We start from the raw sequence: 22,766 nt of genomic DNA, 5'->3' as shown, positions 1-22,766 counted from the left end.
TAGCTACAATTAAATGATTAAGCCTTAACTCAATGATTTCCAAGAAACATTTACGAAAACCATTATTTCTTCTTGCTGCCACAGGTGTTGTGGTGGTCTCTTGTATGAAAATGTCGCCGACTGGTGGTAAAACGGGCGCTACGTCTAAGACGAACAGCACGGCGGTTGTCATTAAAGAGGATGCAGCGACGGGCAAAGCACGCGCCAAAGAAATCCGTGACAAAACGGTCGCTAAGCTTGCTGACGGCCTCAAACTCGACCTTTGGGCATCAGATTCCCTGGCACCGGACCCGGTTGCTATATCTGTTGACGATCAGGGAAGGGTTTACTTGAACAGAACGAACCGTCAGAAAAATTCAGAATTCGACATTCGCGGACATCGCAACTGGATGACCGCCTCTATCGCCTTGCAGACCGTGGAAGAGCGCCGCGCTTTCCTTCGCAGCACCTTTGCGCCTGAGAAAAGCAAGGAAAACAGCTGGCTGAAAGACCTGAATGGCGACGGAAGCCATGACTGGAAAGATCTAGCCGTAGAAAAAGATGAAGTTTGGCGCATAGAAGACACTGATAATGATGGCATTGCAGATGTTTCCATGCGGATTCTGGACGATTTCTTTGAAGAAATTTCTGACGTTGCAGGCGGTGTGCTCATCCGCGCGAAAGATGCATTCGTTGCAATTGCTCCGGATCTTTGGAGACTGACAGATACAAATGGTGACGGGGTTTTGGATCAAAAAACCTCCATTAGCCATGGTTACGGCGTCCACATCGGCTTTGGCGGCCACGGAATGTCGAACCCGACCGAAGGACCGGATGGTAAGATTTACTGGAACATCGGGGATATCGGTGCCAACATTACCACAGCAGAAGGCATAAAACATGAGCACCCCAACTCAGGAATTATCGCCCGTTCCAACCCTGATGGAAGTGATTTTGAAGTTTTTGCACATGGTTTGAGAAACACGCATGAATTTGTTTTTGACGAATACGGAAACCTGATCAGCTCGGATAACGATGGTGACCATCCCGGCGAAAGTGAGCGGTTAGTCCATGTTGTGGAAGGCTCTGACGCAGGTTGGAGATCCAACTGGCAATACGGAAAATATACGGATCCTAAAAACAATAGTTATAAAGTTTGGATGGATGAACAATTGTATAAACCGCGTTGGGATGGCCAGGCAGCATACATTATCCCGCCCATTCAAAATTTCCACAACGGTCCGACGGGTATGCAGTACAACCCGGGAACGGCATTGGGATCGGCTTGGAAAAACAAATTCTTCCTCGTTGAGTTCGTGGGTAACCCTGCCCGTTCACCGATTTGGGCATTTGGCTTGAAGCCAAAAGGTGCGTCATTCGTGCTGGATGGAGAGAAAAATATTCTGAACGGAATCCTGCCAACGGGCATTCGATTCGGGCCGGATGGTGCATTGTATGTGGCTGACTGGATCAATGGTTGGGATACAAAAAATTACGGAAGGGTTTGGAAACTGGATGTCTCGGATGACAAAAATGACCTGAAAGAGCTGCGCACAGTTACGAAACGTCTGATGCAGCTGGACTATACCAAGCAAACGGATGATATGCTGTTGACCTTATTGGGCAACCAGGATATGCGTATCCGTCAGAAAGCGCAATTTGAACTGGCCACGCGCGGCGCAAAAGGTGCCGCTATTTTGAACAAAGCCATTGCGCAAACAGGCAATCAGCTGGAAAGAATTCATGGCATTTGGGGAATGGGCCAATTGGCGCGTCAGGACAAATCCTATGCGAATGTGCTGATGACATTGCTGAAAGATTCGGATGAAGAAATTTCGGTTCAAGCTGCGAAAGTGCTCGGCGACGCGAAAATTGCCGAAGCTGGCCCAATGCTGATCCCTATGCTTTCTTCCAAGAACCCAAGAATGCAGTTCTTCGGAGCGCAGGCGCTTGGACGCATTGCTGACAAACAAGCCGTTGCGCCACTTTTGGCCATGATTAAAACAAATAACGATCAGGATGTTTATTTAAGACATGCCGCTGTGCTTGCCTTATCACGGATTGGCGAAGTTGAACCGATCGTTGCATTATCATCCAGCCCTGAAAAGTCGCTCAGGACTGCTGCGGTGCTTGTTTTGAGAAGATTGCGCAGTGAGAAGGTTAGCGTGTTTTTGCAGGATAAAGACGAATACATTGTTACAGAAGCAGCTCGTGCGATTAATGATGATCTGTCAATTCCTGCTTCTCTACCTGCATTAGCGGCACTTTTGAAAGAGAAAAGATTCACTTCCGAGCCGTTGCTGAGAAGGGCTATCAATGCTTCCCTACGTGTAGGCACGAACGACCAGCTGGATAATCTGATTGCATTTGCACAAAGAACAGATGTAGACAAAGATGTTCGGACAGAGGCATTGGCAGCATTGGGAACCTGGGCCAGCCCATCCGTTATGGACCGCGTGGATGGTCGTTACAGAGGCGTTGTGGAACGTGATCCAGCGCTTGTGAAATCGAAAGTTCAGCCGGTTATTGCAGGGTTACTGAATGACAACGACGCGGGCACATTGATCGCAGCTGCGCAAATGGTGACCAACCTTGGGATGTCTGAAAACAATGCTGCTTTGGCAAAAATCCTGAGCACGCATAAGGATCCGAAAGTAAGAACTGCCATGCTTGTCGCGCTGAACGAACTGAAATATTCAGACATGGAAACGGCAATGAAGCTCGGCATGACCGATACAGATGCGGATGTCCGCACAGCAGCATTGGGAATGGCTGGAAGCGTAAACATGTCAAAAGAAGCATTGACCGACATCTCAAAAAGCATTTTTGAAAAAGGAAGTGTAAAAGAACAACAGCAAATGCTGCGTGTTTTAGGCACGATCCCTGTGACAAAAACACAAGGTATTTTTGAAGATCTGATCGGTAAGATGTCAGATAAGAAATTGCCACAGAGCCTTGCATTGGATCTTTCGGAGGCAGTTGACTCTACCAAGTCCGACGCGCTGATTGCGAAACTGGCTCCGCTGCGCGCGACCGGTATGACCGTTGCTGATTACCAGGATGCGCTTTTTGGCGGAAATGCACAGTTGGGCAGAAGATATTTTATGACCAATTCTGCTGCGGAATGCGTGCGCTGCCATTCAATCGGCGGTCAGGGTGGTGAAGTTGGGCCTAACCTTTCCAACATTGGCAATGTGCTTTCAAGAGAGCAAATATTACAGGCGCTGATCGAGCCAAGCGCACGGCTTTCGCCTGGGTTCGGAATGGTTATGCTAACATTGAAAGACGGCACATCCGCCGCAGGAATCCTTACCCAGGAAAGTGACCACGAACTGGTCCTGAAAACATCAGAAGCCGAACCATTAAAAATCGCAACCGCCAGGATCGCCAAACGCGACAACGTCCCATCCAGCATGCCCCCCATGGGCACAATCATGTCCAAAAGAGAAATCAGGGATATGGTCGAGTTTCTGTCGGGATTGAAAAGTGCGAGATAGTGTTAAGAAGGTCCGGGTTATGAAATTGGCCCGGACTTTTTATGGATGATGTATTGCGCAATTTCAATTCATCAACAATGAACATTAATGGAATTAGATAAGAAGGAGGCGGAGGCGGTTAGTAAGGCTATTCAGCATTGGCGGGAGAGCAATAAAATTTCCGGGGAATTGGCGGAGGAATTGCGGAACAGTTATCAGTTGCGGAATGCTAATGTGGATGCGATTGCTATTTACGCGCTGATTTCGGCTGTTTCCTGTGGATTGCTTGCATTTGGCGCATTGGTTCTGGATGAAAAGTGGCTGGAACAATTGCGTAACAAATGGGGCTTTTCGGAAACCATTTTTGGGATCGGCTTCACTGCATTGGCTGCCCTATTTATTTTTCTGGCCAAAAGAAGACAAACCAAATATCCTGCTTCAAAAGCCAGCAATGAAACCTACAACATTACCATTATCCTCACTATTGGCGTCGCGATCACTTACTGGACACGCAGTTTTACCAATTTCGAAGGAAATTATGCCATTCCACTGCTCATAGCGACCGTTGTTTACGGTGGCGTGGCGGTTTTCCTCCGTTCTACATTGCTATGGACGGTAATGATCATTTCGCTGGCAGGCTGGTGGGGCGCTCAGACGCATTTTTGGTCCGGTGGCAGTTATCGGTTCCTGGGAATGAATTATCCGTTGCGGATGACCATTTTCGGGCTGGCTATCTGGCTATTTTCTATTGCTTTGCAAAGGCTTAAACTCCTGCCGTTTTTCCAGGAAACAACGTACTCCATCGGCCTTTTCCTGTTTCTCCTCGCTGCATGGACATTATCCATTTTTGGAAATTACGATGACCTGAGTGGCTGGACGGCGATTAAGCAGAGTTACTTCTGGTATTGGGCACTGGGTTTCAGTATTATGCTTGCCCTATTGCTTGTTTACGCGTTTCAGAACAAGTTGGAAACATTGCGGGACCTGGGACTGGTGTTTTTCCTGGTTAATATTTATACGAGATATTTTGAATATTTCTGGGACAGGACCAATAAAGGAATTTTCTTTGCCGTTCTCGCGCTGTCATTCTGGTTTGTAGGAAAAAAAGCCGAGCAGTTGAGAAACAAGAACAGCATATCAAAAGCCGATTCATGAGCAGCATAAGGCCCATCAAACAAAACGAAATTGACCTCATTCATTTTCTGCTCCAAACATTAAATCTCAATCCTGGCGACTATCCTATCAACAACGACGTGGATGAATATGAGGGCGGAAAAATGGGCAGCATTAGTTTGGGAGGCAATGTTGACGCGTATGAGGGCGACTTAATTCAGGCGGAATATGTCGACAGCGATGGCACACCGGTTGTTATCACACTTACGAAAGACACTCAAAATCACCTCCTAGACCTCGACTTCTGGAAAGTAGATTTTTCAAAACTCATCGACTACCCGCGGCCGGATCAGCTGATATTTTCACAAAAAGCAGAATAAGAACTTTCGCTTTCAGGCTTCTTCATAATCCAGTTCCTTTCCGTACGTCTCTTCCATCTTCCAGAGCGAAAGCAATGCCAGCCCGAAGCAAACGGCACCAACGATTGCACCCGAACTCAAAACGCCCCAACCCGGCTTCAAAAGCTGGAAAACAGGCAATGTGATCAGGACAGTTGCCCTTACATTATTAGCAACAGAGGTTGTTACGGTCGCCCGAAGATTGGTCCCGAACTGTTCTGCAGTTGTGGTCAGGAACATGGCAATGTAGCCGATTGAGAATCCGAGCCATACATAACAAGCATAAAGCATTGTAGTCGACTCAATCCCGCCGTAAAGCAGCCACACTACCCCGGCTAGCGTCATTGACATCATTAAAAGGATTGCCTTTCTCCTGGATTGCAGCCATTGACTTAAAATCCCACTAAAAAAATCACCAGTTACAACGCCAATGTAGGTGTAAAGCACGCACGATGCTGCTTGTACGTCGGCGGTAATGCCCAGCGCTTTCGCAAATTCGTTTCCAAAAGTGGAGTAAATTCCAATGACCATATAAGTAGGTAACCCGATGCCCATGCAGCGGATATAGCGCACAAACCGCGACCAGCTCGTAAAAATCGTCCACCAGGGAACGGACTTGCTCCCCCGGTTTTCTATGCTTTTATTAAAAATGACTGATTCCAGCACATTAATCCGTAAACCCAGGAGTATCAGCCCCATTCCTCCTCCTATGAAATAAGCGATGCGCCAATCTGTCAGTTTTACCGCAAAAAATGCCGCGATAGCACCGGCCAGGCCTACGCTGGCAACCACAGATGCGCCGTAGCCACGCAGCTCTTTTGGTAAGATTTCGGCAATGAGCGTAATGCCTGCGCCGAGCTCTCCGGCCAGTCCTAATCCTGCAATAAATCTCAAAAATGAATACAACTCAACATTATTGGCAAAACCACAGGCAATGTTCGCCAGCGAATAAGTAAAAATAGATCCAAACAAAACCGACCTCCGGCCCAGCTTATCGCCCAATATGCCCCACATAAAGCCGCCAATGAGCAAGCCCGCCTGCTGCCAGTTGTAAATATTGGCACCGATGTGGGAAATCTCCTCTTCGGACAACCCAAGATCTTTCAGGCTGGGCACACGGACAATGTTAAACAACAGCAGGTCATACACATCCACAAAGTAACCCAGCGAGGCAACGATAACGGGAATGGTCAGAACGGCACTTAATTTAGGCTGAGCAGGAGTGATGGCATTCATTTGGATAAATGAGGAAATGGCAACGCCGGGGATCTATTCTTCGAATGACTTTTTACGTAATGATTTAATGCTGGAATTCCGCTGCTTCGTTTGGAGCCTGTCCAGTTTCGAAGCAAGCGTAGGCCGTGTAGCACGGCGGCTTTTTTGTACGGTGAATGCTTTTTTGATCAGATCATTAAACTTGGCTATAATTTTATCCTTATTGGCCAGCTGCGAACGCTCGGTCTGATGATACAGGATGAGAACCTGCTCGTTGGTAAGCTTGTTGGCGAGCTTTTCGATCAATGTCTGTTTTTGCTCTTCGGTAAGTTGCTGTGAATTTTTGATATCAAATCTCAGCTCCACTTTTGTTTCGACTTTATTCACATTCTGCCCTCCTTTTCCGCCGCTGCGCGCAGTTTGAAAGACCAGTTCGTTGTGTAAAATTTCAGGGTTGACCATTGGCTGACTGAAAATATTGTTAATGTGTTGTTAATGTTGATGATGGCGGATAGGGCTAAATTAGTTTACAATTGTCTTACAGTCAGCAAGCAGCGATTGATATCTTTTACAATAGATAAATAAAGCATTAATAATCAATTACTTAATGTCATCATTTAACAACAAAGCGGGAATCCGAATGTTACTCTGTTGAAACGTGGATTGTTTATACCAATTGCAGCGTTTCACAGCGTTTAAACCAAAACCAAAAAAGTGTGTCTTACCTACGATTTAAATAAAGAAAAACAACTAATCCATATAGCCATGAAAATCATGCGAAAACTTCGGATAATGGGCCTGATCTTGCTTTTGCTCGGCGGTGTTTCCATATCTAATAAGACACAGGCCCAGCCCGGAGTTAACATTTCTTTTCAAACATTCTATGAAGAGCTATCTCCTTACGGACGATGGGTCCGGACGCCGCAATATGGCTCCGTTTGGGTGCCAGATGCGCCATCCGGCTTCCAGCCCTACTCCACTGCGGGATACTGGGAAGTGACCGAATATGGTAACACCTGGGTTTCGGAATACGACTGGGGCTGGGCGCCATTTCACTACGGCCGCTGGTCTTTTGATGATTACAATGGCTGGTTCTGGATTCCGGGTTATGAATGGGGCCCGGCATGGGTTAACTGGCGTTCGGGTGGCGGATATTATGGCTGGGCACCGTTGGGTCCTGGTATGCAAGTGAACATTTCGGTAAATCTGCCTTCTTTCTGGTGGGTTTTCGTGCCGCAACGTTACATTACCAGCCCGCGCTGGCATTCCTACTGCGCTCCGCGCAATCGCGTTTCGCATTATTATGGCAGAACGACCATTATCAACAACTACTATTACAATAACAACAGAACCTACGCTTACGGCCCGAGACGCGATGAAATTGAGCGTGTAACAAGAAGAAGTGTTTCCGTTCGTGAAATTGATATGCGGAATAGGGGACGGGTAGTTGTTGCGGGCAATAGCCGTGGCAATGACAGATACGACAACAGCCGCGGTTATGACGACCGCAGCAGCAGATATAACGATGCGAATCGCCGCGGATCAACCATCGACGCAGGTTCATCGGACCGAAGCAGCAGAGGCAATGGCAGAAACCCCGGATATGAGGCCAACCGCAGTGATAACAATAGCCGCAGCAATCGCGAGTACGAAGCGCCAACCCGTGCGCAGCGAGCTCCCAACCGTGACGTGCCGGACTACGGCTCGGAAAGAAGCAGTCGGTCGGAACGTGGTAATGAGCCGGTGAATTCCGGCGGAAACAGAGAATCTTATGAAGTGCCTGCAACAAGACCAAGCCGTTCGGAAAGAGGATCGTATGAAGCACCGGCTCAACGAGAAAGTCGCCAGGAAAGAGGCTCCTATGAGGCTCCTGTTCAACGTGAAAGCCGTTCCAATAGAGGTTCCTATGAAGCGCCTGCACAGCGCGAGAGCCGTTCCAACCGGGGTTCTTATGAAGCGCCTGTCCAACGTGAAAGCCGTTCGGAGCGTAGTTCAGCGGATAGAGGTTCTTACGAGTCCAGAGGCAGCGCGCCTGATGCGCGTTCTTCACAAGGAAGTTCTGAAAGAGGCTCACGCAGCGGTGGCGGCGGCGCTTCCGAAAGAAGCAGCAGAGGGCCGAGATAAATTTTAAAAGCCCAATAAAACAGCCGGGTAAGAAAGTAGTTTTCTTGCCCGGCTGTTTTTAATTTATAGTCACCGGGCATTTAAATACCGTTTTAATGGAAATACAGTTTGACATTGAGTTTAAGGAAAGCGCGCCAAAATACATGCAGATCATCAAGTCGCTGTTGCAGGCGATTAGTAAGGGCAAATTAAAACGCGGCGATAAAATTCCTTCGATCAATCAGTTAAGTGAAGAGTATTTGCTTTCCCGGGACACTGTTGAAAAGGCTTACAAACATTTGATCAAAGACGGTGTACTGATTTCCGTTCGGGGCAAAGGTTACTTTATCAACCGCGTCGACATCGAGACATCGGTGCGGATTCTGCTGGTTTTCAATAAAATAAGCAACTATAAGAAGCAGATTTACAATGCTTTTGTGGAGAATGTCGGTCGCAATGTGAATGTTGACCTGCATATCCATCACTCTAATGCCAACATTTTTAAAAATCTGATTAAGAACAGCCTCGGCGAATACGATTACTATGTGATCATGCCGCACTTCTACGAAAGAGCGGAGGAGGCTATTGAAGTCTTGAAAATGATTCCGCCAGAGAAGCTGATTTTATTGGATAAAGACATTGAACTGAACAGTAAAAAGCATTCTTCTGTCTTCCAAAACTTCGAAAAAGATATCGTTTCTGCTTTAAATGAGGCCGTTGACCTGCTGAAAGTCTACAAAAAATTGATTCTCATCTTTCCCACCATTATCCGTTATCCCAAAGAAATCATCAAAGGTTTCCGGATCTTCTGCATCCAACACGAGTTTGAACACGAGATCATGTACGATTTCCATGAAAACAGCACGGCAGTAAAAGATACGGCCTACGTGGTCATTGAAGAAAATGACCTCGTTAATCTGATCAAAAAATGCCGTGAACAGCAACTAACAATCGGCAAAGACATCGGCATCATTTCCTACAACGAAACCCCATTAAAAGAAATCCTCCTGGACGGGATTACAACCATCTCCACGGACCATGAACAAATGGGAAAGACCGCGGCAGAGCTGATTACGGAGAATAGAAGGGCAGTTGTGAAGAACCCGTTTACGTTGATTAGGAGGAAGTCGCTTTGAAAACGGTTGGATTGTGGGAGGCGTTGTGGACGTGCCTTCGACTCCGCTCAGGCTGACAGGGCGTTGCGGTCCTCACTTCGCCCGCCCGGCGCTCGGTACGCTCAGTGTGACACGGCATAAACCCAGCTCTGTCACACTAAGCGGACCGGGCCGCCGGGCGGCCGAAGTGAAGCGCACCAAGCTTTCCTAAAGCCCAGTCGCCACCGTCACTCTCCCCCGCTCATTCATCAGCTCATTCCTAACTTTCAGATTCCTGAACAACCCAATCGGATCCAGTGAGCCGCAGTTCATTCGCATAGATTCGCGGACCAATGGACGGACGTCTGTTCGGAAAGCGTTTTGCAGGATTTGCTGGGCGAGGACGACGTCGTTTTGCATTCGGGCTTGTTCCAGTTTGTTGCGGTCCACGAGCAATGCCTGTGCGTAGGATATCAAAATGGCTTCAACCGATTGCAGCAGATCTTCCAACGGATCCTTTATATTATGGCTTGCATCGATCATCCAGGCGTATGTGTCTGCTGCGCGGTTGGCGCGTTTCATGCCTTCTACCAGTTCTACAAAAATCAGGAACAGCATATATGGACGAATGCTGCCTACGGTCAGGTCGTCGTCGCCATATTTGGAATCGTTGAAATGGAAACCTGCCAGACGGCCTTCCATCATTAGTGTGGCCACAATCTGCTCAATGTTTGCATTAGGCAAATGGTGTCCTAAGTCAACCAGGACATCGGCTTTTGGCCCTAATTTTTGGCAGAATAACAATGAACTGCCCCAATCCTGGATTACGGTCGAATAGAAATTTGGCTCGTAAGCTTTATATTCCACGTAAACTTTCCAGTCGGCGGGCAATTCTGCGTAAATTTCCTGTAAAGATTTCAGCGTGTTTTGAAATGCTTTTACAAAATTGGATTGTCCCGGAAAACATGATCCGTCTGAAAGCCAGATTGATAGCGCTTTTGATCCCAGGTCTTTGCCATATCTGATCACTTCAATGTTGTGCTCAACAGCCTGTTTCCTAACCGCAGGATCCACATGAGAAAGTGACCCAAACTTGTAGGAATGCGCCTGATCCTTCTGATCCTGGAATGTATTGGAATTAACAGCGTCGAATTTCAGATCGAGTGAATTTGCAAGGCTGATGATGGACTCTGCCTGCTGGGGAATGTCCCAGGGAATGTGCAGCGAAATGGATCCGCTCGAACGGTTCAATGCATGTAACAGACCTACGTCCTCCACTTTTTCTTCCAGAGAACGCGGCTCTCCGCCACCCGAAAAACGACCAAAACGCGTCCCGCCAGTGCCTAACGCCCAGCTTGGAATAGCAACCTGAAATGCTTTCAGAGCGTTGATAATCTCGTTTGAATTAATGTCCTGCTCGCCCAGCTGCTCATTCAGGAAGTTAAACTGGTTGTTATGGCGCGACAATATGCTGTCGTTATGCTGGTCTATCTGATATTGGTCGATTTTCATTTTTGTCAAAATTTAAAAGACTTTCCAAGTTGTAACAACTTAGAAAGTCTGATTTAAAATTCTTGAAATGTAAGATTATTGTAAACATTTCCGCGACTTTAAAGTCGCGGGAATAGTTTGTCCTTTGCTATCTTAGGAATGCTGCGGGGACACCGCCGTCCACGTTGATTACGTTTCCGGTGCTTTTGTTTAATAAGCCGCTCACGAAAATGTAAACGCCGTTAGCGATGTCTTCTGTGTGAATTTCAGCGTTCAAAACTGTTCTTTTTGCGTAATAGGCAGGCAATTCGGCTACGCTGATGCCATAAGCTTTCGCACGTCCTGCTGCCCAGCCGCTTTCCCATATTTTGCTTCCAGCAATTACAGCATCGGGATTCACAACGTTAACACGGATTTTATCAGGTCCTAATTCCGCTGCCAAAAGGCGTGACATATGCTGCTGAGCCGCTTTTGCCGTTCCATAAGCCACATTGTTAGGCCCAGAAACAATTCCGTTTTTGCTGGCAATGTTAATGATATCACCGCCTAATCCCTGCTGACGCATGATAGCAACCGCTTCCTGAGAAACCAGAAACTGGCCTTTTACCAAAACATCCTGCAAAATATCCCAATCTTTAATGGTCGTTTCTGCCAGAGGTTTCGAAATAGATAAACCAGCACAGTTTACAATAATATCCACGCCGCCGTATTTCAACTTCGTAGTATGGAGCGCAGCTTTGATCTGATCCACTTCAAGCACATTGGCTAGGGTAGTTGCAGAAAAGTCTTTGCCAAATTTCGCGTCAAATTCCGCTTTGGTTTCTGCCAATGCTTTTTCATCAATATCTGAAATCACAACGCAGGCACCTTCTTGCAGTAATTTTAATGCAATAGCTTTTCCAATCCCGCCCGAACCGCCTGTAACAACCGCAATCTTGCGTGATACGGACTTTTCTTTCGGCATACGCTGCAATTTAGCCTCTTCCAGAAGCCAGTATTCAATGTCAAATGCTTCTTGTTCCGGCAATGAAACATACGATGAGATCGCTTCCGCACCTTTCATTACATTGATTGCATTGATATAGAACTCAGCCGCAACACGTGCAGTTTGTTTGTCCTTCGCAAAAGAGAACATACCGACGCCCGGCAACAAGATAATGACTGGGTTTGGATCGCGGACAGCAGGGCTGTTGTCATGCTTACAACGATCGTAGTATGCCTGGTAATCAACACGGTAAGCTTCAAACTGCGGACGGATTTGATCCAGGATTTCCTGATCTGTCGCACCGAGCTTTTCAAATGGAAAATCCAGAACCAACGGACGTATTTTCGTGCGAAGGAAGTGGTCGGGGCAGCTGGTGCCCAATGGTGCCAGTTTATCCAGATCATGGCTGCCGATGAATTCAAGCACGCGTGCATCATCCGTAAAATGACCGATCATGGCTTGCTGCTCAGAAGCTAATCCGCGCAGGTAAGGGGCCAGCTTGCCGGCAATTTCCGAACGGCGTGCTTCCGGCTCACTTTCCAGGCGCTGACCTCCGAAAACCGGACGGCTTTTGCCATAATGCTCATTCAGATATTCCGAAGCTTTTTCAATTGTATCCAGCGTATTAATGTAAGATTCGTAAGCCGTGTCGCCCCAGGTAAACAGGCCGTGACCGCCCAATACGATTCCGCGTATGCCCGGATTTTCTGCCAGTGCTTGTTCCAGTTTTAATCCAAGATCAAAACCGGGACGTTGCCAGGGCACCCACGCCAGTTCTCCGCTAAAAAGTTCTTTGGTAATGGCCTCTCCTTCTTTGGACGCTGCAATGGCAATTAATGCATCCGGGTGCAAGTGATCAATGTGCTTAAAGGGCAATAAGCCGTGCAAAGGCGTATCTATGGACGGTGCTTTGGATTTAAGATCGTAAATGCAATGGTTGAAAAGCTCCACCATTTCATCCTCAAATTCCAGTCCGCGGTAAATGTTTTTCAGATTGTGCAGGCGGTCCTGATAAAGTCCAGCCAGGCCGCTTCTTGTTAAAGTGCCAATGTCGCCACCAGAACCTTTGATCCACATTACCTCCACCGGATTGCCGGTTAGTGGATCTTTTTCAATGGTTTTACAACTTGTGTTACCACCCGCGTAGTTAGTAAGACGGAGGTCCGCACCCAACAAATTGGAACGGTATAAAAGAAGTGCTACCTGATCATCACCAAGCGAGGCCGCTTTGCTTTCATCCCATAAATAGCTAACATACCTGTACTGGCTTACATTAGAACTGCTCATATATTCTTAGTTGATTAATTATCATTTTTGAGGTAAGTGATTCCAATTTCTGAAAGGGCATCACTTCATGAATACTACTCTGTAACTGTCACAAGATTAGAAAACTTACCAATTCCCACCGTCCTGTTGTATCCTGCACGTAGAAATAAATTGAGAAATAATGGGAAATTAAGAAGTTAACCAAAAACAAGAATGGTCTGAACCATGCTTTCATAGTTCAGACCATTTTAAGAGCTTTTTACCTTACTTAATATGTGAATTAGTATAGATGCATTGAATCACGCTAATGCATCACTTCCAAACCAATCCCATATTCGCAAACATAAAAGCGTAAATATCTGCCTGCGTTTCTAGTGCTTTTTTTGTGTTGCTGGCGCCGTGGCCGGAGTTGGTGTCGATGCGGATCAGTAACGGGTTATCGGATGATTTACCGGCTTTGGCTTGGAGTTCAGCCGCGTATTTGAACGAATGTGCGGGCACCACGCGGTCGTCGTGATCAGCTGTTGTGATCATTGTTGCCGGATATTTGCCGCCTTCCTTAATGTTGTGCAACGGAGAATAAGCGTAAAGGACTTTGAATTCCTCGGCGTTATCGCTGCTGCCGTAGTCGGCGATCCAATTCCAGCCAATGGTGAATTTGTGGAAACGGAGCATGTCCATCACTCCTACTGCCGGAAACGCAACTTTGAACAGCTCTGGCCGCTGGTTCATCACGGCCCCTACCAGCAATCCGCCATTAGAACCGCCCTGAATGGCTAATTTTGAAGCAGACGTATATTTTTCTTTGATTAAAAACTCAGCTGCGGCAATGAAATCATCAAACACATTCTGCTTTTTGAGTTTCATTCCCTGCTCATGCCATTTCTCGCCATATTCACTCCCTCCACGCAAATTGGCCTGCACATAAATGCCGCCCTGATCCAGAAAAGGAATGCGCGTTGGACTAAAAGCCGGGGTTAGGCTAATGTTAAAACCGCCATATCCGTACAAGATCGTCGGATTGGAGCCGTCGCGTTTCATTCCTTTTTTATAGGTGATGAATGCGGGGATCTTTGTGCCGTCTTTGCTAGGATAGAAAACCTGTTCAGTCTCATAATCTTCCGGCTTGAATGACACTTCGGGCTCACGAAAAACAGCGCTCTTCTTGCTGGCAATGTTGTATTTGAAGATTGTGGGCGGGTAATTGAATGATGTATAGGTGTAAAAAACAAAGCTGTCCCCACGTTCACCGCCAAATCCGCTGGCTGTTCCCAAGCCAGGCAGCTTCACCTCATTTTCCAATGTGCCGTCAACGCTGTAAACATATGCCCGGCTGCTTACATCTTTGGAATAAGATGCAAATAGCTTATTACCGGCAAGTCCTGCGCCTAACAGAGGCTCGGGCTTTTCGGGAAGAACCGTTTTCCAGGATTTGGATGCCGCAACGTAGCGCATAACCTTGCTGTTTGGCGCGTTTTCATTGGTTTCAATTAAAAAGTCGTCGCCAATGTTCTCAATCACACCATATTGAAAATCGGTGATCTCTTCTTTGATAGGAGTAAATTTCGTTTCTCCCTTTTTCAAAATCCACAAACCATTTCCATCCTTTCCTTTTCCACGATCACTTACACTTAGCACGGCAAATTGCTCATCCTCAGTGGTTCCGATGGTGTGAAAACGTTGCGGGTTTGCCGCATCTTCGAATATGAGCTTGTCTTCGCTTTGTGTGGTGCCAATTTTGTGGAAATAAACCTGGTGGTTCTCATTTTTGGCTGCTAATGCACTGCCTTCGGGCTTCGGATAGCGGCTGTAATAAAAGCCATCGCCTTGCCACGCCGCGCCGGAGATCTTCACCCATTCTACCTTATCGGCAAGCATGGAAAGGCTTTTCATATCCATCACCTGATATTCCTGCCAGTCGGAGCCGCCCTGCGAAAAGCCCAGAACAGCATGGTTCCCGTCTTTCGAAAGGCTGAAAACCGTAAGTCGGGTGGTTCCGTCCGCCGAAAGCTTGTTGGGATCGATTACCGTTTCCGGCGTTCCGTTTTCTCCTTTTTGGCGATACAGCACTGCCTGATTTTGCAGACCATCATTTTTATAGAAATAATAATAGTCTCCCTTTTTTCTCGGAGCAGAATATTTGGGATAATTATAAGCCTTTTCCAGATCAAGAAAGATCTTATTCTTGAAAGGGATTTTATCTAAATACTTGAACGTGACATCATTCTGTGCCTTAACCCACTCGCCGGTTTCCTTTGACCGGTCATTTTCCAGCCAGCGATAAGGATCAGAAACTTTGATTCCGTGATATTCATCAATGTGATCAACGCGGTTTGTAGATGGATAATCTAGCTTTTGAGCCAAACCATTGGTCAGCATGGAAGCGGCAATCGTACTCATTGCAATGTTTTTAAGATTAAAAAAATGTCGCATTACTTGATAACGTCTACTTCAAGTGAACTGGCTGCGCCGGCCTGATGATAAACCGTTTGTTTTGCGCTGATAAAATCGGATGCCTCAGCCTTGTAAATGTTCTCAACGTATTTCTGAGGATTGCGGTCGAAAAGCGGGAATGCTGTGCTTTGAACCTGGACCATAATGCGGTGGCCTTTTTTGAATGTATGCAAAACATCCTGCAAGCGGAATTTAATGTCCGTCATTTTACCGGCCACCAGTGCTTCCGGTTTTTCAAAACTGTTCCGGAATCTCGATCTCATGATTTCGCTGCGCACCATTTGCTGGTAACCTGCAAGAACGGTTGTAGGATTGGGCATATATGCATGATTTTTCTCGTCACCAGGATAGACGTCGATGAGTTTTACAAAAAAATCTGCGTCGGTACCGGTGGTGCTGATCTTCAATAATGCTGTAATCTCACCTCCTAATGTAATGTCATTTTCCAGCACATCTGTTTGAAAAACAAGCACATCCGGTCGTGTGGAAGCGAAACGCTGATCTTCCGACATATATTCAAATGGCGTGAAACCCGACATTTGCTTGTAATTGGCCGTATAAGGAACCGGTTTGGCCGGATCGCTCACATATTCACTCACCGACTTGGCTTGTGCGGGCTCCTTAAAATCCAGTTTTCCACTTTCATGGAAATATAGTTTGCGTTTTTCGACAGCAGCCACGGGCCACTTGTCGAATGTTTGCCAGGCTTTTTTACCTGTATTGAACATATAAGCCTCCGGCAAGCCCGTTTTCCCATCGCCCGATTCTTTCAGGAAATGTTTGAAAAATTTCGCCTCAATGTTGTTTTGATAAAAAGTGGCAATGCTATCTCCGAAATAAATGTCATTGTGCAATGTATGGCCGGTTTCCCTGCTCCATCTTCCATGTCCGAATGGTCCGACAACGATCGTATTATAGGTAGAAGGATTGTTTTTCTCAATGGTTTTGTAAGTGTTCAAAGGACCATAAAGATCTTCTGCATCAAACCAGCCGCCAACCGTCATGAAAGCATGCTTGATGTTTTTCAGATGCGGCAGAATGTCTCTTTTTTGCCAGAACTCATCCTTGTTAGGGTGATTAACTGTTTCCTGCCAATAGAAATTTTTTGAATAATATTTATCAAAATTTTTGAGAGGGCCCATATTCAGGTTGAATGTGTAACCATCAGGCTTGGCTTCGAACATGTCTCCCGCAAACCAGGAAGATGTCGTTGGCTTGGGCGGTTTAATTCCAAAAACAGGAAATGTGAGGTAATAACCTTGTGTGAATGCACCATTATGGTGAAAATCATCAAAAAAGAAGTCGGCGATGGGTGCTTGCGGCGAGGATGCCTTCAATGCCGGGTGCTCAGAAAGTGCACTCGCCGTGGTGTAAAATCCGGGATAGGAAATTCCCCACTGGCCTACCTTGCCGTTGTTATTAGGAATATTTTTGAGCAGCCATTCGATCGTGTCATAAGTGTCTGAGGCTTCGTCCACATCTGTTTTTCCTTTCTTCTGTGCAATGTGTGGCGTCATGTTGGTCCACTCGCCTTCACTCATGTAGCGGCCGCGCACATCCTGGTATACAAAAATAAATTTATCGCGCATTAATGCAGGACTCGGCCCAATCCTCGGCGGATAATTGTCCGGCCCGTAAGGCGCAACGCTATAACAGGTCCGCTGCATTAAGAACGGATATTTCTTTTCAGCAGAGGCGTCCTTCGGGCTGTAAACGATCGTGTGCAATTTCACACCATCCCGAACCGCGATGTCATATTCGGCTTTGGTGTAGTTGTCCCGGATGAATTTCTCATCCCCATTCTGCGCATTTGCAACAGTAATAACGAGCATCAGAACGACGCTTAGTAAAGTTTTAAACATGGCTTTGGTTTATTTTCTTTTGTAAAAATTCAAAGTGACGCTGGCAGCATTGGATTTTTCACTGATCGTATAAAATCCTTTTCCATCGGCATCCAGACAAACGGCCTCTCCTTGCGGTTCCAGCGCGACTAATAATTGCCTTGTAGCAGATTGAGTCAATGTTTGCCCCACAGATTCGCCTGCCTTTATTTTCCAATAATATACAGCAAGATAAGTTCTGATGAGGATTTCGCTGCCATCTTTGGAAATATTTCCAGCCGTAGCTAACCCTACGCCAGGCACCGTTCCCACTTTTTCGGCAACAATGGTTTGCGTTGTAGACTGGGGAAAAGCAAGCTTATAAATTCCGGTGTTCTGCCCTTCTTTTGATATAACAAAAAGATCTTTGGTGGTCGGGTCCAGCATTAATGCCTCTGCATCTCTGGTTCCATCAGGATAACTGAATGTGATCTTTTCCAATTTTGTTTCGTCAAAATTTGCATTTGCATCACTTACTTCCGGAACCCTGTAAATCACACCGACCTGGCTTTTGGGCTCATTATTGTTTCCAATATCACCGATGTAAAGATAATTAACACCTGCATTCGGACCGGGGCCTATCTCGACATCCTCCCAATCCCGGTTAGCAGCACCGGGAACCTTCATTTCCTTTATATTTTTCCCGTCTGCACTTAACAGATACAACGAGCTTGGCTGGCCTGAATCCTGGTTGATCCAAAAATTTCCTGGCATGCTGTAACTCGGGACAATGCCCGATGCTTCGTCAATAATGCCGGGGGTAATTGCCACTTTCTGAGGCGTCATATCGAAATCGGCAGCGGTCGTAGGATTTGTAGTGGGGTCTGTATCGCAGGAACAGTTCACACAAAAAATAATGGATGACAAAACCACTCCTGCTTGTCTGCTCAGCCTTTTATATAATTTCATAAAAAACACTTCATGTTAGATTTGCTAAAAATACGTACTTTTGCGGCATTTATTATCAGGCAGTTTTACTATATCAGTATTAAAAAAGTTATATGTTACGTACCCATACCTGTGGAGAGTTAAGCTTAGAACATGTAAATCAAGAAGTTGTATTGTGTGGCTGGGTTCAGCGTGTCCGCGATAAGGGCGGCATGATCTGGCTTGATTTGCGTGACCGCTACGGGCTAACTCAGCTTCTTTTTGAAGAGGGAAAAACACAGGCTGATGTGCTTGAAATCGCGCGCTCATTAGGCCGCGAATTCGTTATTTCAGCAAAAGGCCAGGTAATAGAAAGGCTTTCTAAAAACGATAAAATTGCCACAGGCGCTATTGAAATCCGCGTTTCTGAGCTTAATATTCTGAATCCTGCCAAGTTGCCTCCTTTCCTTATTGAAGATGAAACGGATGGCGGCGACGACATCCGGATGAAATACCGATATCTGGATTTGAGAAGAAATAACGTTCGTAAAAATCTACAATTAAGGCATCAGGTAGCGCGTCATACACGTGCATATCTGGATGACCTGGACTTTATAGAAGTTGAAACACCCGTATTAATAAAATCCACACCGGAAGGCGCGCGTGATTTCGTTGTGCCGAGCCGCATGAACCCGGGTGAATTTTACGCACTGCCACAATCTCCGCAAACATTCAAGCAATTGCTCATGGTAGCAGGTTTCGACCGTTACTATCAGATCGTTAAATGTTTCCGGGATGAGGATTTACGCGCTGATCGTCAGCCAGAATTTACGCAGATCGACTGTGAAATGTCGTTTGTGACGCAGGAAGACATTTTGAATACATTTGAAGGACTTATCCGTAACCTGTTTGCAAAAGTAAAAGGAATGGACTTGCCGGAGGTTCCGCGCATGACTTATGCGGATGCAATGCGTCTTTACGGTTCAGACAAGCCGGATATCCGGTTTGATATGCAGTTTGTTGAATTAAAAGGAGCTTCGCAGGATCTTACTTCGGGCAAAGGTTTCAGTGTATTTGATGATGCCGAACTGGTGGTGGGCATCTGCGCACCCGATAGTGCCGTATATACCCGCAAGCAGATGGACGAACTAACGGACTGGTTGAAGCGTCCGCAAATCGGAGCCAAAGGCTTGATTTATGTCCGTTATAATACCGATGGTTCACTGAAATCGTCCGTTGACAAATTCTACGCCGAAGAGGATATTAAGAAATGGGCTGAGGCGTTTAATGCTAAGCCAGGAGACTTAATTTTGATCCTTTCAGGCGCAGCAGACAAAGCACGTAAGCAATTGAATGAGCTTCGCCTTGAAATGGGAACGAGGCTGGGATTGAGAAAACCGGATGAATACAGAGCATTATGGGTGCTGGATTTCCCTCTTTTGGAATATGGAGAAGCTGAAAATCGCTGGTTTGCCATGCACCATCCCTTTACCAGTCCGAAGCCCGAGGATATTGCGTTACTGGACGGTAATTTAGGAGCAGTTCGGGCCAATGCATACGATATGGTTATCAATGGCGTTGAAGTTGGCGGAGGTTCTGTAAGGATTTTTGAAAAAGATCTTCAAAAGCAAATGTTCGGAATCCTTGGCTTTACCGAGGAAGAGGCTCAGGAGCAGTTTGGATTTTTGATGAACGCCTTCGAATTCGGGGCTCCTCCCCACGCAGGGATTGCGTTTGGATTCGACCGTCTGTGTTCCATCTTTGGCGGAGCGGACTCTATCAGGGACTTCATCGCGTTTCCAAAGAATAATTCAGGGCGTGATGTGATGATTGATTCTCCCTCTGTTATATCCGACGCACAATTGAAGGAATTAGCGATTAAAGTAGAATAGTGAAAATATTTATCGGATTAATATATTTTACCGGGGAATTTAGATATTGTAAGATTTCGTAGTTTTACTGCTTGCTTGGTCAAGCACCCCGGATCAAATTAGGACATGCGTACCGACGCGATTTAATATAATTAACACTGCATGCATTATTTATCTAAAACAGTTAACGCCATCCGGATAGCGTTTTTTATCCTACTGATAAGCACAGTCACTCAAGCCCAGAATCCTGTACCACAGACCCCGACCACTGTACCGGGGCAAACCACGCCGACACCATCAACCGGAGCGCCCGTTTCCAACTCCCAGGCTGTTGAATTCTATAACCAGGCCAAGCAGTCGGGCATGTCTGATATGGACATTGAAAAGGCAGCATTACAAAGAGGTTACACGCTGGACGATATCTCTGCAATGCGGAAACGCCTGGAACAGACTTCCAAAGACAACACAAAAAACGACCCTAACAGAGACCAGCTGGACGAAACCCGGGAGCAGGATGATCTGGACGAGTTGGAAGAAGAAACAAACAACGAAAGAGATACGACTGCTGCTGGCAGAGCGCGGGCAAGAAGATTGAACAGAACGTTCGGCTCTGCATTTTTCAGAAGAAGTTCAACGACGTTCGAGCCGAACCTGCGCATTCCAACCCCACGAAATTACATTTTAGGTCCTGACGATGAATTGATTGTAGATATTTACGGAAATTCAGTTGATAATTTCCGAATGAAGATCAGCCCGGAAGGAACGGTTAAAATGCTTAATCTGGCGCCCGTTTACGTGAATGGACTAACCATTGAACAGGCTAGCGAAAGAATTGTCAACAGACTGCGACAGGCTTATTCAACATTAAACCGCCCCGGATCCGGCACCTATTCCACCATTACGCTTGGTAATGTTCGCAGTATCAGGGTAATGATTGCAGGTGAGGTTGTACGTCCCGGCACCTACACGGTCTCTTCCCTATCTACCGCTTTCAATGCACTTTATGTGTCAGGAGGACCAGGCAGAAACGGTTCTTACCGGAATATTGACATCATCAGAAATAATAAAATAATCCGTCAGATAGACTTATACCGGTTCCTGATAGACGCTGATCTAAGGGACAACATTGCGTTGCAGGATCAGGACATTATTTTGATCCGTCCTTATGAAACACGGCTGGAACTGACCGGTGAGGTTAAGAAGAGCGGAATTTTCGAGGCCAAAGCAGGCGAAACTTTAAAAGACATTTTGAAATATGCAGGCGGTTTTACACCGGACGCATTCACGCAGCTGATTCAATATCAAAGAAATACAGGTAATAACTTCGTAATCGGAAGCATTGACTCTGCTCAGGTGAACACATTCATCCCAAAAAACGGGGATATATATAATGTTAAAAGAATCCTGGAAGTTGTTGCTAACCAGATTGAAATCCGCGGGGCAGTGACCAGGCCAGGCATATATCCACTGGACGAACGCACCAAAACGGTGAAAGACCTGATTACGATTTCGCAAGGGATCAGTCCAAGAGCATTTCTTAACCGCGCACTGCTGGAAAGATCAAGCGGTGATTCACAAACGGGACTTGTTGCGATTGATCTGAGAAAACTACTTAACAATGAGATCCCTGACATTACATTGCTGCCAGGCGACATTCTGACCATTAAGGCAGTTGATGATTTAAAGGAATTCACCTACTTGTCCGTAAAAGGATCGGTTATTAATCCTGGTGAATATTATTATTACAAAGATATCACCATCGCGGATTTGATATTCCAGGCAGGTGGCTATACGGAAGGCGGTATCCCCTACCGCATCGAAGTTTCCCGTAGGGTTAAAAATGATACGACCGGGCTTCCTTCTGACCAGAATGTTCGCATTTTCACACTGGACGTTGCGGATAACCTGACATTGAATGAGCAGGACCAGAAGTTTACACTTAATCCTTACGACATTGTCCTGGTGCGTAAGTCCCCGCGATATGAGTCACAGAAAACGGTCACGATTTTTGGTCAGGTCAATTATCCCGGAACTTACACCATTCTGAACAACTTCGAGAAAATATCAGACTTGTTTCCTAAGGCGGGCGGCATGCGGAAAGAAGCTTACATAGAAGGAGCCAGATTTTACCGAAACCAGGAGTTAGTCGCGCTCGACCTGAAAGCGATCATTGAGAAGCCTTCTATTCCTGCTAACCTGCTGTTGGCGGATGGAGATACCATTTATATTCCTAAAAAATCGGAAATGGTGAGGATCCAGGGAGGAGTTTATAATCCTTCACTGGTAAACTATGATCCAGGATTTAACTTCCACGAATATATTTCCCAGGCTGGTGGATTTGCTGAAAGAGCGCGCAAAAACAGGGTTTACGTATCCTACCCCAATGGTAGGACGCATCGCACAAGTAAGTTCTTATTTTTCCGGTCCTACCCGAAACTTCAGCCAGGATCTACTGTGACAGTTCCGTTGAAGGAACCGAAGTTGGAACAGCCTATGTCGAGAGGAGAAAGACTCGCAATTATATCCTTATTTACCACTCTGGCGATTGCTTTAATCCGTATTCTTTAAGATAGT

At 46.3% G+C, this 22,766-nt stretch carries 14 protein-coding genes; 7 read left to right on the top strand and 7 right to left on the bottom strand.

Annotated features, from left to right (window positions below):
* Positions 1-32 precede the first annotated feature (32 nt).
* From G395_RS0114000 to G395_RS0113990, 3 genes are all read left to right on the top strand, one after another.
* Positions 33-3,476: a DUF7133 domain-containing protein gene (locus G395_RS0114000; protein WP_026630617.1), complete on the top strand. Its 3,444-nt coding sequence runs from the start codon at positions 33-35 to the stop codon at positions 3,474-3,476.
* Between the two features lie 87 nt (positions 3,477-3,563).
* A complete protein-coding gene (locus tag G395_RS0113995; protein ID WP_026630616.1) occupies positions 3,564-4,610 on the top strand; it encodes a hypothetical protein in 1,047 nt (348 codons plus the stop codon).
* Positions 4,607-4,948: a DUF6984 family protein gene (locus G395_RS0113990; protein WP_026630615.1), complete on the top strand. Its 342-nt coding sequence runs from the start codon at positions 4,607-4,609 to the stop codon at positions 4,946-4,948. The genes G395_RS0113995 and G395_RS0113990 overlap by 4 nt, the downstream gene beginning before the upstream one ends.
* Before the next feature lie 12 nt (positions 4,949-4,960).
* On the opposite strand, the gene G395_RS0113985 is transcribed toward G395_RS0113990, so the two are convergent.
* On the bottom strand, positions 4,961-6,202 hold the full coding sequence (locus tag G395_RS0113985) for an MFS transporter (RefSeq protein ID WP_026630614.1): 1,242 nt from the start codon (positions 6,200-6,202) through the stop codon (positions 4,961-4,963).
* A gap of 33 nt (positions 6,203-6,235) precedes the next feature.
* A complete protein-coding gene (gene arfB, locus G395_RS0113980) occupies positions 6,236-6,643 on the bottom strand; it encodes an alternative ribosome rescue aminoacyl-tRNA hydrolase ArfB (RefSeq protein WP_026630613.1) in 408 nt (135 codons plus the stop codon).
* Positions 6,644-6,955: 312 nt separating this feature from the next.
* On the opposite strand from arfB, the gene G395_RS0113975 reads away from it, so the two are divergent.
* Positions 6,956-8,305: a DUF6600 domain-containing protein gene (locus G395_RS0113975; RefSeq protein ID WP_229204169.1), complete on the top strand. Its 1,350-nt coding sequence runs from the start codon at positions 6,956-6,958 to the stop codon at positions 8,303-8,305.
* A 95-nt stretch (positions 8,306-8,400) separates the two neighbouring features.
* On the top strand, positions 8,401-9,420 hold the full coding sequence (locus tag G395_RS0113970; protein WP_026630611.1) for a GntR family transcriptional regulator: 1,020 nt from the start codon (positions 8,401-8,403) through the stop codon (positions 9,418-9,420).
* Positions 9,421-9,606: 186 nt separating this feature from the next.
* Here G395_RS0113970 and G395_RS0113965 read toward each other — a convergent pair whose 3' ends face one another.
* The 5 genes from G395_RS0113965 to G395_RS0113945 form a co-directional block, all read right to left on the bottom strand.
* A complete protein-coding gene (locus tag G395_RS0113965; RefSeq protein WP_026630610.1) occupies positions 9,607-10,890 on the bottom strand; it encodes a sugar isomerase in 1,284 nt (427 codons plus the stop codon).
* Positions 10,891-11,017: 127 nt separating this feature from the next.
* A complete protein-coding gene (locus G395_RS0113960) occupies positions 11,018-13,141 on the bottom strand; it encodes a bifunctional rhamnulose-1-phosphate aldolase/short-chain dehydrogenase (RefSeq protein WP_026630609.1) in 2,124 nt (707 codons plus the stop codon).
* A gap of 291 nt (positions 13,142-13,432) precedes the next feature.
* Entirely contained in the window at positions 13,433-15,520 is a 2,088-nt protein-coding gene (locus tag G395_RS0113955; RefSeq protein WP_026630608.1) for a prolyl oligopeptidase family serine peptidase, read from the bottom strand.
* Positions 15,521-15,552: 32 nt separating this feature from the next.
* Entirely contained in the window at positions 15,553-17,436 is a 1,884-nt protein-coding gene (locus tag G395_RS0113950; protein ID WP_026630607.1) for a CocE/NonD family hydrolase, read from the bottom strand.
* A 9-nt stretch (positions 17,437-17,445) separates the two neighbouring features.
* Positions 17,446-18,363 (bottom strand): hypothetical protein, encoded by a 918-nt coding sequence (locus tag G395_RS0113945; protein ID WP_026630606.1) that lies wholly within the window; start codon positions 18,361-18,363, stop codon positions 17,446-17,448.
* A 92-nt stretch (positions 18,364-18,455) separates the two neighbouring features.
* On the opposite strand from G395_RS0113945, the gene aspS reads away from it, so the two are divergent.
* Positions 18,456-20,213 carry an aspartate--tRNA ligase gene (gene aspS, locus G395_RS0113940; RefSeq protein WP_026630605.1) on the top strand — a complete coding sequence of 586 codons (1,758 nt, stop codon included), beginning with the start codon at positions 18,456-18,458 and terminating at the stop codon, positions 20,211-20,213.
* Positions 20,214-20,354: 141 nt separating this feature from the next.
* A complete protein-coding gene (locus tag G395_RS0113935) occupies positions 20,355-22,760 on the top strand; it encodes an SLBB domain-containing protein (RefSeq protein ID WP_026630604.1) in 2,406 nt (801 codons plus the stop codon).
* The last annotated feature ends 6 nt before the right edge of the window (positions 22,761-22,766 follow it).

This window comes from Dyadobacter alkalitolerans DSM 23607 (assembly GCF_000428845.1).
Classification (GTDB): Bacteria; Bacteroidota; Bacteroidia; order Cytophagales; family Spirosomataceae; genus Dyadobacter; species Dyadobacter alkalitolerans.
This window is presented reverse-complemented; position numbering and strand designations above follow the sequence as displayed.

Coding starts and splice junctions, on each gene's coding strand:
- G395_RS0114000 (WP_026630617.1), top strand. CDS start 33: ATGATTTCCAAGAAACATTTACGAAAACCATTATTTCTTCTTGCTGCC.
- G395_RS0113995 (WP_026630616.1), top strand. CDS start 3,564: ATGGAATTAGATAAGAAGGAGGCGGAGGCGGTTAGTAAGGCTATTCAG.
- G395_RS0113990 (WP_026630615.1), top strand. CDS start 4,607: ATGAGCAGCATAAGGCCCATCAAACAAAACGAAATTGACCTCATTCAT.
- G395_RS0113985 (WP_026630614.1), bottom strand. CDS start 6,202: ATGAATGCCATCACTCCTGCTCAGCCTAAATTAAGTGCCGTTCTGACC.
- arfB (WP_026630613.1), bottom strand. CDS start 6,643: ATGGTCAACCCTGAAATTTTACACAACGAACTGGTCTTTCAAACTGCG.
- G395_RS0113975 (WP_229204169.1), top strand. CDS start 6,956: ATGCGAAAACTTCGGATAATGGGCCTGATCTTGCTTTTGCTCGGCGGT.
- G395_RS0113970 (WP_026630611.1), top strand. CDS start 8,401: ATGGAAATACAGTTTGACATTGAGTTTAAGGAAAGCGCGCCAAAATAC.
- G395_RS0113965 (WP_026630610.1), bottom strand. CDS start 10,890: ATGAAAATCGACCAATATCAGATAGACCAGCATAACGACAGCATATTG.
- G395_RS0113960 (WP_026630609.1), bottom strand. CDS start 13,141: ATGAGCAGTTCTAATGTAAGCCAGTACAGGTATGTTAGCTATTTATGG.
- G395_RS0113955 (WP_026630608.1), bottom strand. CDS start 15,520: ATGAGTACGATTGCCGCTTCCATGCTGACCAATGGTTTGGCTCAAAAG.
- G395_RS0113950 (WP_026630607.1), bottom strand. CDS start 17,436: ATGTTTAAAACTTTACTAAGCGTCGTTCTGATGCTCGTTATTACTGTT.
- G395_RS0113945 (WP_026630606.1), bottom strand. CDS start 18,363: ATGAAATTATATAAAAGGCTGAGCAGACAAGCAGGAGTGGTTTTGTCA.
- aspS (WP_026630605.1), top strand. CDS start 18,456: ATGTTACGTACCCATACCTGTGGAGAGTTAAGCTTAGAACATGTAAAT.
- G395_RS0113935 (WP_026630604.1), top strand. CDS start 20,355: ATGCATTATTTATCTAAAACAGTTAACGCCATCCGGATAGCGTTTTTT.